The sequence below is a fragment of the Bacillus alkalisoli genome (assembly GCF_002797415.1).
GTDB lineage: Bacteria > Bacillota > Bacilli > Bacillales > Bacillaceae_I > Bacillus_CD > Bacillus_CD alkalisoli.
The window spans coordinates 2244197-2258135 of sequence record NZ_KZ454944.1 but is presented as its reverse complement, the minus strand read 5'-3'; the positions used below and the strand labels follow the sequence as shown (position 1 = coordinate 2258135).

Below are 13939 nucleotides of genomic sequence, written 5' to 3'. Positions count from 1 at the left end.
ACTTATGATACATGATGTATTAATATAAACACGTAAGCAATTTAAGGTGGGAGAAGCAATCGGGTATTAGCAATAATTGTATTATTTTGTCATAATAAATATGATGATGCATATTCCTACTAAACTATGAGCAGGGGGTTACATAATGACGAAACAAGACGTTTTTAACGCAAGAGCTTCCTTCGATGTTAATGGTAAAACGTATACGTATTACAGCTTAAAAGCACTTGAAGAAGCAAATATCGGTAACGTATCTCGTTTACCATACTCTATTAAAGTGTTACTTGAATCCGTTTTACGTCAAGTAGACGGGCGTGTTATTACGAAAGAGCACGTTGAAAATTTAGCAAAATGGGGCACAGATGAACAAAAGGACATTGATGTACCTTTCAAACCATCTCGTGTTATTTTACAAGACTTCACAGGAGTTCCAGCTGTAGTTGACTTAGCTTCTTTACGTAAAGCAATGGCAGACTTAGGTGGAAACCCTGACAAAATTAACCCAGAGATTCCAGTTGATTTAGTTATCGACCACTCTGTACAAATTGATAAAGCAGGTACGGCTGATTCTTTAGACTTTAACATGAATTTAGAATTCGAACGTAACGCTGAGCGTTATAATTTCCTAAGCTGGGCTAAGAAATCATTTGATAACTATCGTGCGGTTCCACCAGCAACTGGTATCGTTCACCAAGTTAACTTAGAGTTTTTAGCTAATGTTGTTCATTCTGTTGAACAAGACGGCGAATTAGTTGCTTTCCCAGATACACTTGTAGGTACTGACTCTCATACTACAATGATCAATGGTATCGGTGTTCTTGGTTGGGGTGTAGGTGGTATTGAAGCAGAGGCTGGAATGTTAGGTCAACCTTCTTACTTCCCAGTACCTGAAGTTGTAGGTGTAAAACTTACTGGAACATTACCAAATGGAACAACTGCAACAGACCTTGCATTAAAAGTAACGCAAGTGTTACGTAAGCAAGGTGTTGTAGGTAAATTCGTAGAGTTCTTCGGACCAGGAGTTCCAGAACTTCCGTTAGCAGATCGTGCTACTATTGCTAACATGGCACCAGAGTATGGAGCAACTTGTGGATTCTTCCCTGTAGACGAAGAAGCACTTGACTACTTACGTCTAACTGGCCGTGATGAAGAGCATATTAAAGTGGTAGAAGAATATTGTAAAGCAAATGGATTATTCTTTACAAAAGAAGCTAATCCAATCTACACAAATGTTGTAGAAATAGATTTAGGTGAAATTGAACCTAACCTTTCTGGACCTAAACGTCCTCAAGACCTTGTACCTCTTTCTATGATGAAAGAAACGTTCCACAATGCACTTGTTGCTCCACAAGGAAACCAAGGTTATGGATTAACACCTACTGATATTAATAAAGAAATAGAAGTTACACTAGGTTCAGGCGAAAAAACTACAATGAAAACTGGTTCTATCGCAATCGCTTCGATTACTTCTTGTACAAATACATCTAACCCATACGTTTTAATCGCGGCTGGCTTAGTAGCGAAAAAAGCTGTTGAATTAGGAATTGAGGTTCCTTCATTCGTTAAGACTTCTTTAGCTCCAGGTTCAAAAGTTGTAACAGCTTACTTAAACGATTCTGGTTTACAACCATATTTAGACCAATTAGGTTTTAACATCGTTGGTTACGGTTGTGCAACTTGTATTGGTAACTCAGGTCCATTAGCAGATGAAATCGAAGAAGCAATTGCTGCAAACGATTTATTAGTAACATCTGTACTTTCTGGTAACCGTAACTTCGAAGGGCGTATTCACCCTCTAGTGAAAGGTAACTACTTAGCATCTCCACCGCTAGTTGTTGCTTACGCGTTAGCTGGTACGGTTGATATCGACCTTCAAAGCGATGTAATCGGAAAAGGTAAAGACGGTCAAGACGTTTACTTCAAAGACATCTGGCCAGCTATGGACGATGTTAAGGCACTTGTTAAATCAACTGTTACTCCAGAACTATTCCGTAAAGAGTACGAAACAGTATTTGATGATAACGAGCGTTGGAATGCGATTGAAACTTCTGACGAAGCTTTATATACATGGGATGATGATTCTACTTACATTCAAAACCCTCCATTCTTCGAAGGGTTATCTGCTGAAGCAGGAACAGTTGAACCATTATCTGGATTACGCGTAGTTGGTAAGTTTGCTGATTCAGTAACAACTGACCACATTTCTCCAGCTGGTTCAATTGGTAAAGATACTCCAGCAGGTCGTTACTTACAAGCAAATGGAGTGGAGCCTCGTGACTTCAACTCTTATGGTTCTCGTCGTGGTAACCATGAAGTAATGATGCGTGGTACGTTTGCAAATATTCGTATCCGTAACCAAATTGCTCCAGGTACTGAAGGTGGATTGACTACTTACTGGCCAACAGACGAAGTTATGTCTATTTACGATGCTTGTATGAAGTATAAGCAAGACGGTACTGGTCTAATGGTTATCGCTGGTAAAGATTATGGTATGGGAAGCTCTCGTGACTGGGCTGCTAAAGGTACGAACCTATTAGGTATTAAGACAGTTATCGCAGAAAGCTTTGAGCGTATTCACCGCAGTAACTTAGTACTCATGGGAGTTCTTCCTTTACAGTTTAAAGACGGCGAAAGTGCTGAAATCTTAGGCTTAACAGGTAAAGAATCTTTTGAAGTACACGTTGATGAGTCCGTTAAACCTCGCGACATGATCAAAGTAGTAGCTACTGATGAAGAAGGCAACAAAAAAGAATTCGAAGCACTTGTTCGTTTCGATAGTGAAGTAGAAATCGACTACTACCGTCATGGTGGTATTTTACAAATGGTATTACGTGACAAACTAAAAGCGTAATATTCATATAAAGCAAGCTAACCTTTCTTAAAAAAGTTAGCTTGCTTTTTTTTTGTTAGCTATGTTAAAAATTAGTATTGAAAACTAAATACTATTTTACCTGTTGATTTGCGTGCAAGGCTGAGACTCCTGCGGGAGAAGCGTGGAGCGGGAGACCCCATAGCTCTTGCGCCAAGGAGTAGGTTTTTTCACGACAGTTGAAAATAACCTTCCTTTTTACCGCCCGCGGAAAGCGAAGCCTTGCACGGAAATCAACAGCGAACTTTAACACAGCCTTTTTGTTAAAAAATAGACACAGGCAAAAAGCTGGGATTTAGATGTTGGATATGTTTTAATTACAATATATAAATAAAAGTTTGAGGTAATGTTAATGGATTCTATACATATTGGACCAATTGTTATTCAGAAGTATATGATTGTCCTTCTTTTTGCTATCCTTGTTGCATATTTATATATAACAATAATGCTTTTTAAACAAAAAGAAGTGTTAAAAAAAGTGGAAGATCATTTAGTATCGACATTGCTTTTATGGATATTAGTGTTTAAATTTAGTATCATTCTTTTTAGACCTTCCATTATTTGGACCAATCCTTTAGGGTTAATTTATTTCACTGGTGGAACAAATGGAATGTATTTAGCTAGTATAGTAAGTATCCTGTTCTTTTATATTTTAGCTAGGTATAAATCAAAATTAGATAATAAAACAATAGGTATAATAGTGATACCTACAATAGGTATCACTTATAGTCTGTATTATATTTTAATGAATTTATTTTAATAAAGGGTGAATAGGTTGAAAAAGATAATTGCTATATTGTTTTTAGTCGGACTTGCAGGATTTGCAGTTTTTCAAACGTTAAGCAGTGATCGAAGCGCAGAAGTTGGAGTTGCTGTTGGAGATAAAGCAATGGATTTTGAACTTCCATTATTAGATGGAACGGTTGTTAGGCTCTCGGACTATGAAGGAAAAAAAGTCATTTTAAATTTTTGGGCAACATGGTGCCCACCTTGTAAGGCAGAAATGCCTGAGATGCAAGATTTCCATATAGATAACAAAGATAATGATGTAGTAATACTTGCGGTAAATCTAACAGAACAAGATACAATTGCGAAGGTTAACGAATTCGTAGATGAAGGTGGCTTCACCTTTCCGATTCTTTTAGACGAAAAAGGAACTTGGAGACATTACCAAGTATTAACCATGCCGACCACATACTTCATTGACACAGAAGGTATTATCCGAAACAAACATATTGGAGCCATGACCTACCAAACAATGGAACAACAAATCAAAAGAATGAACTAAACAACCATCTCGGTTGTTTTTTCATTTTCTGAGATAGGTTAAACACTGTATAAATTTGCATGTACAGCGAGCCGAAAAAAGTACCCATAGAAACATTAATAAGTACAGATAGCGGATGTAAAACTATCCATAAGGTGAAAAAAAGTACCGATAGAATTGAAAAGTATTGATAGACAGGGAAAAAGTACCTATAGAACGACTAAAAGTACCCATAGAAACAATAAAAAGTATCAATAGCATATGTAAAACTATCCATAAGAGGAAAGAAGTCCCGAATAAAAAAACAAATTTTCATATAATTTTAATAATTTAACCTAATTCTCATTAATTTGTCAGAAAGTTATCATAATTTTAAAGTTTTTTGGACATTATAACTATTATAATAACTATTAAGAAGGTGATAATAATGAGAAGAATGAGAAAAAGATCTTTTGAAGAACTTGTCCTTGAGAATAAACAAGAACTATTAAAGGACGAAGAGGCTTTAAAACGTATTGAAGACAGACTAGAAGAAAAAATGTTAAATAAAGCGGAATAAGCTTATCCTATATTTGGTTTGTATGAATCCCTTCTACTTTACAAATAGTACAAGTAGGAGGGGATTTTTAATGAGTAATCCAAAAAAACATAGTCAACCTTTCAAACCGAACCATATTGGTACTCAGTCACACTCTGCTGGAGGTAACAAAGGAAAACAAATGCAAGACAAATCCGGTCAACATGCACAAGTAATACAAACTAAAGGTGAGTAAAACTGGTGAACAAAAACTGGATTTCATCAGTTTTTGTTTGTGTTGAAATAATTCAGTAGTACCCAAGTTTTTCAAGAAATGAAAGCTAAAATTATTGTACAAAATAGTAACGTACCGGTATTACTATTTAGGAGGAATAGTCATGACACATAAACATCACCAAGCGAAACCAGACGATCGTAGTGATAATGTAGAAAAATTACAAGATATGGTGCAAAATACAATAGAAAACATCGAGCAAGCGCATGAAACAATGCAGTTTGCAGATGGTGAAGAAAGAGCAAGAATTGAGGCGAAAAATGCTCGTCGTGAGGAAAGCATTCAAGCAATGCGAAGTGAAATTAAAGACGAAGCAGCAGCTAGAGAAAACGGTTATCAATAATTTACTTAAAGAGGCTATGACAAAGCTATATTGAACTAAGAAAAATCCGAACATTATCCCTAATTTATAGGGATAACTCGGATTTTTTTACACCTTTCTAGCAGATGATTGGAGTGCAAACCGAAGACTCCTCGAAAATGCTAACGCATTTCCTTACGAAGGATGTATCGCTCCGTAGCCTTCCTTGTCCTGCGGGAGAGCGAGTTAAGTGAGACCCCACTGGCGCTTGCGCCGAGGAGTAGGTTTTTTCAAGGCAGTTAAAATAACCTTCCTTTTTACCGCCCGCGGAAAGCGAAGGTTTGCACTCCAATCATCTGCGGTATAAAATCCTGACACTAATAGTTCGGCATTAAAGATAAATTTTTAGTTATGTCGCAGTCTCTTTTCCAGGCAAAATACTTTAGGGAGAAAATGCTCTATGGTATGATGTTGAAATAGTAAGTTAATTGGGGGAGTATACATGTTAGTTTCTACGAAAGAGATAGAAGTCCGCTATGCCGAAACAGATCAAATGGGTGTAGTATACCATGCAAATTATTTAGTTTGGATGGAACTTGGAAGAACACAATTAATAAAAGATTTAGGCTTTTCCTATGCTCAAATGGAGATAGATGGTATCATTTCACCGGTGATTGATATTCAGGTTTCTTATAAAAAGCCGTTAAAATACGGAGAAGTTGCAACGATTGGCACTTGGATTGAAAAATATGATGGCTTTCGCTCTGTATACGGATACGAAGTTCTTACACCATCTGGTGAAGTAGCTATTATAGCAACATCATCACATGTTTGTGTGAATAAAGAAACGTTCAGGCCAATTAAGTTTAAAAAAGTTTATCCCGAGTGGCATGAGGCATACGAAAAGGCGAAAAAGCAAGGAGAATAAGATGGCTTTTGGAATTAAAAGAGCTGAGTTAATGAGCTGGAAGAGAAAAGTGGAAAATGGCGATATTGCTTTTATTACTCATTATTGGGTTCATCCGAAGTTTCCGCATATACATACTGTAACAAAAGTGGGCTGTTGTGATATAGAGCACTTAGTAAAGTGGGGAGAGAAGTACGGATTGAAGAGTGAATGGATTCATAACCGTGAGCAGTTTCCACATTTTGATTTGATAGGGGAAAAGCAATTAGAAATATTGGAAATAGAAAATCAATGGGATCAAATTAATAAATTTTTAAAAAGGAAATAGGTAAAATCCTATTTCCTTATTGGTATTCAAACGTTGGTTCATGTAGTGTGGTATTAAAGCCAACATGCAAGTCATGGCCATCAAAATACCAAGCTTCGCTTTCTTCTACGTAAAAGGTTACTCCACCTTTTTCAACAGATGCTACTGGGTTGTCTGGGGCTTGTTTTTCTATCCCAAGAGAGAATCCTTTTTGTACTGTACTACATCCACCGTAGCGTACTTGAAAGCGAATGCTATCTCCATCTTGTAAAAGTAGTTCTTCTTTATACCAGTTTAATGCCTCATCAGAAATGGAAATTTTCATGGTGTTGCTCCTCTCAACTTGTCGGATAGTTATATTATATCTAATGAAATGAATATGAACCAAACGATATACCTTCTAAGGAGAAAAAAATGAAAATTCCGTATACCATTTGTTTTATTATGAAAGAAGACAAAACGTTAATGTTATATCGAAATAAGAAACCAAATCAACATAAGTGGAACGGGGTTGGTGGGAAAATTGAGTCAGGTGAAAATATTTTTAGCTCTATTAAGCGTGAAATTATGGAGGAAACAGGTTTACTAGCATTGGAATTAGATTTCAGCGGAATCGTCACATGGAATGAAGAAAGCGGAATGTACGTTTTCATTTGTAGGAAGTTTGAAGGTGAAGTTCTGGAGGGGCCAGAGGGGAAGTTGGAATGGAAAAGTACCGATTGGGTAATTACAAATAATAAAGTTGTATCCAATATAAAATATTTCCTTCCTCAAATGCTAAAACAGGATCAACCGATAAAAGAACACGCTTTTTACTACAATGGATGTGGAGAAATTGTTGATTATCAAATAAACGAGATGATTCCTTCTATATTTGACGAAGTTACTACTACTACTAAAAAAAGATAAAAAACAACGACAGTGAATTATCAGCTGTCGTTGTTTTCATTACCTATTTCGTGGATTGTTTATCCATTGATACATATGATTCATCATTTCTTCTGTTTTTGCTTGTGCGTTTGGCAAGCCGAATGAAGCAGCGTCTTTTAATGGGACAACGTGAAACTTACTATTAGCTTGTTGTGATACAAACGTTGGGATGAAGTCATCTACTGTTATTTCCAACTTTGACTCTCCAGCCCCTACACTTTTCGAAACTCGCAGTTGTACTACTCCACCAATATCTTTATAATCCCACTTTTGCCCTGAAAGGAAATTTCCTAAAGAGTATATGACAAACATTTTTCCGCCGTCTTTTCTTTCAATAAACTCCATCGGTTGTAAGACGTGAGGGTGATGTCCGATGACAATATCCACACCGATACCGGCTAGAAAGTTAGCAAGCTCTTCTTGCTCTTTATTAGGATATAAAATGTACTCTACTCCCCAGTGCATAGCCACAACGACAACATCCGAATTTTGCTTAGCATGAGCTACATCTTTTTTAATAACTTCTTTATCAATTAAGTTAACTAAATATTCCTTTCCATTTGGAATAGGAATCCCGTTTGTACCGTACGTATAGGATAGAAAAGAAAAGATAAGTCCATTTTTTGTTATCGTTCTTAATGTACTCTGGTCGTCAAAATCTTTATAGCCCCCAACATACTCCATGCCAATTTTTTCATAGTGTTTAATGGCGTTTTGAACGGCTATTTCTCCACGATCAATCGTATGGTTGTTTGCAATACTTACAATGTCTACTCCTGCTTCTAGTAAGGCGTCAGCAACCTCATATGGGGTGTTAAACGTAGGATAAGTGGATAAACCAATTTCTGTTCCACCAACCATTGTTTCCTGATTAGCAATCGAAATGTCTGTTGTTAACAAGAATTCTTTTACTCGAGCTAACATTGGATTAAAATCGTATCCATCATTTGTTTTTGCAGCATTATAGACCGTACTATGAATTAATAAATCACCTACGGCTGAGATAGTTGCTTCGGCATTATAAGATTTTTCGTAAGTATTAACCGTTTTACTACTATGGGTAGAAACATACTGAAGTTCTATTAGGCCATCTACATTGTTGCTATTAAAATTTGCTATTAATAAGGTGAGAAAGATACCTCCTATAGTGACGATTAATAGAATGGGGATGAGTATCGTTTTGTTAAACTTCATAAAGTAGCTCCTTCTTTTCCAATGATTCCAATTATTACTATCTATACTATATAAAAAATCTGTATTCATTGGTAGATTTATTTTTTCGAAAATTGGAATTATTTGCAGGATATTTAATTCGGTTGTCGAAAATTGTTATGGAAGCATATATAAAAGGGGGAAGAGTCTCTTGTTAACTTTTAAAAAACCAGGGGTAGAACAATTTTTTCGTGTAAATTTTATTCAGAATTTTGCAGTAAGTCCAGACGAGAGTCAAATTGTGTTTAGTAGTAACTTCACAGGCCATTATAACTTATGGGCAATGGATTTGCCAAATACGTTTCCATATCAATTAACGTTCCATAATCAAAGTTGCCATAGCTTAACTTACGATAAGAACAATAACTTCTTGTTAACTAGTTTTGATCATGATGGAAATGAATTAGCTCAAATTTATGCTTTACCGACTAAGGGTGGAGACTTAAAGCCAGTTCGTGTGCAGGAAGATGCAAGACATATGCAGCCACAGTTGTCCCATGATGGAAAGAAGTTATATTATACAAGCTCCAAAGGTAATCCTACTTTTTTAAATACATATTGTTACGATCTTGAAACGGAAGAAGAAACGGTAGTATTGGAAGGAGAAGGAGCGGCAACTTATTTAGTAGATGTTTCAAAAAATGAAAAATCTTATATTACGTTAAAACACTTTGCTAATACTTACTCACTAGCCTATCTAGTAGAGAATGGTGAGCAACACTTGTTAACTCCTCCTACTGAAAAGCAACATACAGTAAGTGGAGCAATTTTCGCATCCGAAGGTTCTATTTACTTTTTAACAAACTTTGAAGAGGACATGACGTATTTAGCTCATTTTGATATTCATACGAAAGAGTTCTCCCGTGTACCAACAAAGGAAGGAATTGAATTTAGTGATATTCAATTTGATAAAGAAAATGGATTACTATATTTATGTTCATCTGTTGGAGTCGTAGATGAATTATACACCTTTAACATAAACGAAAACACACTTACTAAAGTAGACTTGCCAGTAGATTCTATTGATAAAGTAGTTGTTGCTAAGAGCGGTAATGTTTATATTTTAGGTCGTTCTGCTGTTATGCCTTTTAATATTTTTAAGAAAGAATTAGGAAGTTCTGAGTGGATAAAGCTTACTAATTATCAAGTTCCAGGAGTAACGGAAGATGAGTTAAGTGATCCAGAAGTTATTAAATATCCTTCTTATGATGGATTAGAAATTGAAGCGCTCTTTTTCCGTCCGAAAAAAGATGTAGATAATGGGCATGTTATTTTATGGCCACATGGTGGACCACAAGCATCTGAGCGAAAGTTTTTCCGCTCTTACTTCCAGTTTGCTATTCATCAAGGATATAGCATTTTTGCACCTAACTTCCGAGGGTCTTCCAACTATGGGTTAAAATTTATGAAGATGGTGGAAGGAGATTGGGGTCATGGGCCACGTCTTGATAATATTCATGGCTTGGAGTGGCTTATTGAAAATGGTTATGCAAAACGTGATAAAATTTTCTTAATGGGCGGTAGTTACGGTGGTTACATGGCATTATTGCTCCATGGTAGACATCCTGAATATTTTAAAGCAGTTATTGATATTTTCGGTGTAAGTAACTTATTTTCTTTCATTGAATCTGTACCAGAGCACTGGAAACCGGTTATGAAACAGTGGGTTGGAGATCCTGTTGAAAATAAAGAGAAGTTAACGGAAGATACACCAATCACTTATTTAGAGACGATGACAAAGCCAATGCTAATTATTCAAGGGGCAAATGATCCTCGTGTCGTAAAGGCGGAATCAGATCAAATCGTAGAAGCTTTACAAGCAAAAGGTAGAGAAGTGGAATACTTAGTGCTAGATGACGAGGGTCACGGATTCTCGAAAAAAGAAAATGAGATTAAGGTATATCAAACAATCTTACAATTCTTAAATAAACATTTGTAATTGTAAACAAGAAGGAGGTGGTCCGTTCATCTCCTTTGTTTATATATAACTATGTAAAGCTTAGAGGTGATAATTTAATACTTAAAACCTGTTGATTTTCGTGCAAGGCTGAGACTCCTGCGGAAAAAAGCGTGGAGCGGGTGACCCCACAGGCGCTTGCGCCGAGGAGGCTCCCGGCACGTCCGCGGAAAGCGAGGCATTGCACGAAAATCAACAGCGTTATTTAACAAACAAAATTAAAAAAGCCTGAACCACCAATTAATTGGGTTCAGGCTTTTGTTATAACCACTTTATTTTTGGTTCTGTCTTATTCATAATACGTTTAATGTTTGTTTTATGTTTATAAATAACAAAAACCGTTAGTATTGTAACAATAACAATCAGCGGTATATCACCAGTAAAGAAGCTGTATGTAGAAATCACAAGCCCAGTAATTATGGAAGAAAGAGATACCATTTTCGTTAAATATAAGCCTAAAAAGAAACATGCTAGCATGACAAAAAACAGAATCGGCGCGTAAAATAAAATAACTCCACCAGAGGTTGCTACAGCTTTACCTCCTTTAAACTTCGCGAATACTGGATAAACATGTCCAAAAACAGCAGCAGCTCCGACAATTAACGGATGAAGCAACGTTTCTACCCCGAATAATTGTAAAAATAGAAATGGTAATGCAGTTGCAAGAGTTCCTTTTAATATATCCCCTAGCGTAACAAGCAAACCGGCTTTAACTCCTAATGTACGAAAAGTATTAGTTCCACCTAAGTTACCACTACCGTGTTCTCTAATGTCAATACCGTAACCAATTTTACCTATTAATAATGCAAAGGGAATGGAGCCTAAAAGATAAGCAAGAATAAAAATTATAATTTCAATCATTCTAAAACTCCTTTATATAGTCCTTATACTTAAATATATGTTAAAACGTTTAAAATGCAAAGATAAAATTAAACAATTATTTAATTTGTATTCTTTTTTCTTACTTCCTCCCTTACTATAGACGTAGGGAGGATTGGAGCAATGGATAATTTAGAAGTGATAAAGAAGAAAAAATTACAGAAACCAGTCATTATATTAGGAATTTGTTTTGCCATTTCATTAATATTAACAAGTTTCGTATGGATTATTTATCCTTTACCGTCAAAAGAAAAAGTACTTTTTACACAATTGAATCATCCTATTTTGTTTAAAGGGGAGTTAATGGCAGACGAGGCACTTATACAGGATGATGTTATCTATTTGCCAGTCGCATTTTACTTGAAACATATTGACCCGCAAGCAATGTTAGATGAGGAATCAAATTCTATCATCATTACAACAAAAAATAAAGTAATGCAAATGCCATCCGATTCCTTAACATACTTTGTTAATGAAGAAGAATTCACCATACAATTTCCCACTCTAATGGAAGCACAATCAAACCTTTACGTTGCGATTACACCTTTACTAGAATATTATTCTATTTCGGTAGAATTATTACCTTCAACAGGCATTGTAAAAATAATGGAACATGGAGAAATTATGCTAGAAGGAATCGTCTTAGAAGCAAAAGAACATTTATTAAAAGTAAGAACTGGCCCTTCTTTAGTAGAGCCGTTCTATTCAAACCTATTTGATGGGGAGTCTGTTGCAATTGTAATGGAAGAGCAAGGGTTTTATTATATTCGACAAAATCATGGAATAGCTGGATACGTTCCGAAGGACGTAATTGAGCTAAAACAACCATCTGTAGTGACTTTAAACAAAGAGTATGAACCTGTTACAATGCCTAGGATGGACTGGCCGATCAACTTAACATGGGAAGCTGTATATTCGTACAACCCTGATACAAATAGTTTACCAACAATGGCTGGTATTAACGTTGTTTCACCTACATGGTTCCATATAGCCAATGAAGAGGGTGATATTTCTAATCTAGGTTCCATGGAATATGTTCAATGGGCAAAAGATCGTGGGTATCAAATATGGGCTTTATTTGCGAACGACTTTACCGACTTAGATATGACACATGAAGTGTTTCGTAGCTATGAAACGAGACAGAAAATGATTAGGCAGCTGCTCGCTTATAGTCAAATGTACGAATTAGATGGAATTAACTTCGATATTGAAAACGTAAGGGTGGAAGATGGTCCATATATAACTCAGTTTGTGAAAGAAGCAACACCGCTTTTGCATCAAGCGGGTCTAGTAGTTTCAATGGACGTTACGTTTATTTCGCAAAGCCCTACATGGTCCATGTTTTATGAGCGAGAGAAACTTTCCAATATTGTCGATTACATGATGATAATGGCGTATGACGAACATTGGGGTACTTCCCCTGTTGCAGGAAGTGTAGCTAGTTTGCCGTGGGTGGAAGAAAATTTAAAGAAGATTTTAAAAGAAATTCCTCATGATAAACTCGTACTTGGTATTCCGCTTTATACTAGACTGTGGAAGGAAGAAGAAACGGAAGCTGGAAACATACAAGTTTCTTCTAGAGCATTAAGTATGACTGCGGTAGAAAATTGGGTAAAAGAGCGAGAACTGACTCCAATATTGGACGAAGATTCAAGGCAAAATTACGTAGAATATTTTGATGAAAAAGAGAATGCTACGTATAAAATTTGGTTAGAGGATGAACACTCATTACAACAAAGAGTGCAGTTGATCCATGACTATCAATTAGCTGGTATTGCAACGTGGAGTCGTTTCTTTGCAAATAACGATGCCTGGGAAGTGATGAACACAAATACGAAACAAGTGGACGTTTTTCGACAAAGAAAAGCAGGAGAATAGTCGCTCTATGTTAAATTAAATAGATAGCGGGTAAACCTATTAGTATAACAACAATAGAAAGGGGTTCTGAAATGAGTGTACAAATCCCAACTCGTCAAGAAATGGGCGAGATTTTAAATAAGAGTAAAACAATAGCGGTAGTTGGCTTATCAGCTAATCCTGAAAAAACATCTTATATGGTGTCAAAAGCAATGCAAGATGCAGGGTTTAAAGTTATTCCAGTCAATCCAACTATTGAAAAGGTTTTAGGAGAAAAGGCAGTAGCTACCTTAAAAGATATTAAAGGTCACGTCGATATCGTCAATGTATTTAGGCGTTCCGAGCATTTATATGACGTAGCTAAGGAATTTGCAGAAATTGATGCAGATGTGTATTGGGCTCAGCTTGGTTTGATCAATGAGGAAGCATACCATTTTTTAAAAGAAAAAGGTTACACTGTTATTATGGACCGATGTATTAAAGTAGAGCATGCACTAACAAGATAGTAAGGGAAAGTCCTTGTTGTTTTCTTTAAAACAAGGGCTTTACTCGTTCTTCCTAAATCGTGAACAAGCTTATATTTCTACAGTAAATTACAGTTTCTTTAGAAAAGGTGTTGGCTTATTACGATTTACCTTATA

At 36.1% G+C, this 13939-nt stretch carries 15 protein-coding genes; 12 read left to right on the top strand and 3 right to left on the bottom strand.

Annotated features, from left to right (window positions below):
• Window positions 1-145 precede the first annotated feature (145 nt).
• The 8 genes from acnA (at window position 146) to CDZ89_RS11165 (ending at window position 6484) form a co-directional block, all read left to right on the top strand.
• Window positions 146-2851: an aconitate hydratase AcnA gene (gene acnA, locus CDZ89_RS11200; protein WP_096154531.1), complete on the top strand. Its 2706-nt coding sequence runs from the start codon at window positions 146-148 to the stop codon at window positions 2849-2851.
• Window positions 2852-3221: 370 nt separating this feature from the next.
• Window positions 3222-3629, top strand: a complete 408-nt coding sequence (locus tag CDZ89_RS11195) for a hypothetical protein (RefSeq protein WP_096154530.1) — start codon at window positions 3222-3224, stop codon at window positions 3627-3629.
• 6 nt (window positions 3630-3635) lie between these two features.
• Window positions 3636-4157 carry a TlpA disulfide reductase family protein gene (locus CDZ89_RS11190; RefSeq protein ID WP_406564888.1) on the top strand — a complete coding sequence of 174 codons (522 nt, stop codon included), beginning with the start codon at window positions 3636-3638 and terminating at the stop codon, window positions 4155-4157.
• Between the two features lie 406 nt (window positions 4158-4563).
• Window positions 4564-4695, top strand: a complete 132-nt coding sequence (locus CDZ89_RS11185; RefSeq protein ID WP_096154528.1) for an FbpB family small basic protein — start codon at window positions 4564-4566, stop codon at window positions 4693-4695.
• A gap of 70 nt (window positions 4696-4765) precedes the next feature.
• Entirely contained in the window at window positions 4766-4909 is a 144-nt protein-coding gene (locus CDZ89_RS11180; RefSeq protein WP_096154527.1) for an acid-soluble spore protein N, read from the top strand.
• A 142-nt stretch (window positions 4910-5051) separates the two neighbouring features.
• Complete coding sequence (tlp, locus tag CDZ89_RS11175; RefSeq protein WP_096154526.1) at window positions 5052-5291, top strand: small acid-soluble spore protein Tlp; 240 nt, start codon at window positions 5052-5054, stop codon at window positions 5289-5291.
• A 460-nt stretch (window positions 5292-5751) separates the two neighbouring features.
• Complete coding sequence (locus tag CDZ89_RS11170; protein WP_096154525.1) at window positions 5752-6177, top strand: acyl-CoA thioesterase; 426 nt, start codon at window positions 5752-5754, stop codon at window positions 6175-6177.
• A 1-nt stretch (window position 6178) separates the two neighbouring features.
• Entirely contained in the window at window positions 6179-6484 is a 306-nt protein-coding gene (locus tag CDZ89_RS11165; protein WP_096154524.1) for a hypothetical protein, read from the top strand.
• A gap of 16 nt (window positions 6485-6500) precedes the next feature.
• Here the strand turns inward: CDZ89_RS11165 and CDZ89_RS11160 are convergent, their stop codons facing one another.
• Window positions 6501-6788, bottom strand: coding sequence for a HesB/YadR/YfhF family protein (locus tag CDZ89_RS11160; RefSeq protein ID WP_096154523.1), 288 nt, complete (start codon window positions 6786-6788; stop codon window positions 6501-6503).
• Window positions 6789-6877: 89 nt separating this feature from the next.
• On the opposite strand from CDZ89_RS11160, the gene CDZ89_RS11155 reads away from it, so the two are divergent.
• Window positions 6878-7372, top strand: coding sequence for an NUDIX hydrolase (locus CDZ89_RS11155; RefSeq protein ID WP_096154522.1), 495 nt, complete (start codon window positions 6878-6880; stop codon window positions 7370-7372).
• A 39-nt stretch (window positions 7373-7411) separates the two neighbouring features.
• Here CDZ89_RS11155 and CDZ89_RS11150 read toward each other — a convergent pair whose 3' ends face one another.
• A complete protein-coding gene (locus CDZ89_RS11150) occupies window positions 7412-8587 on the bottom strand; it encodes a CapA family protein (RefSeq protein WP_096154521.1) in 1176 nt (391 codons plus the stop codon).
• Between the two features lie 169 nt (window positions 8588-8756).
• Here CDZ89_RS11150 and CDZ89_RS11145 point away from each other — a divergent pair, with 169 nt between their 5' ends.
• Window positions 8757-10544, top strand: coding sequence for a S9 family peptidase (locus tag CDZ89_RS11145; protein ID WP_100333714.1), 1788 nt, complete (start codon window positions 8757-8759; stop codon window positions 10542-10544).
• 279 nt (window positions 10545-10823) lie between these two features.
• On the opposite strand, the gene plsY is transcribed toward CDZ89_RS11145, so the two are convergent.
• Window positions 10824-11423: a glycerol-3-phosphate 1-O-acyltransferase PlsY gene (gene plsY / locus CDZ89_RS11140; RefSeq protein WP_096154519.1), complete on the bottom strand. Its 600-nt coding sequence runs from the start codon at window positions 11421-11423 to the stop codon at window positions 10824-10826.
• Window positions 11424-11564: 141 nt separating this feature from the next.
• Here plsY and CDZ89_RS11135 point away from each other — a divergent pair, with 141 nt between their 5' ends.
• Complete coding sequence (locus CDZ89_RS11135; RefSeq protein ID WP_100333713.1) at window positions 11565-13319, top strand: glycosyl hydrolase family 18 protein; 1755 nt, start codon at window positions 11565-11567, stop codon at window positions 13317-13319.
• 71 nt (window positions 13320-13390) lie between these two features.
• On the top strand, window positions 13391-13804 hold the full coding sequence (locus CDZ89_RS11130) for a CoA-binding protein (RefSeq protein WP_100333712.1): 414 nt from the start codon (window positions 13391-13393) through the stop codon (window positions 13802-13804).
• The last annotated feature ends 135 nt before the right edge of the window (window positions 13805-13939 follow it).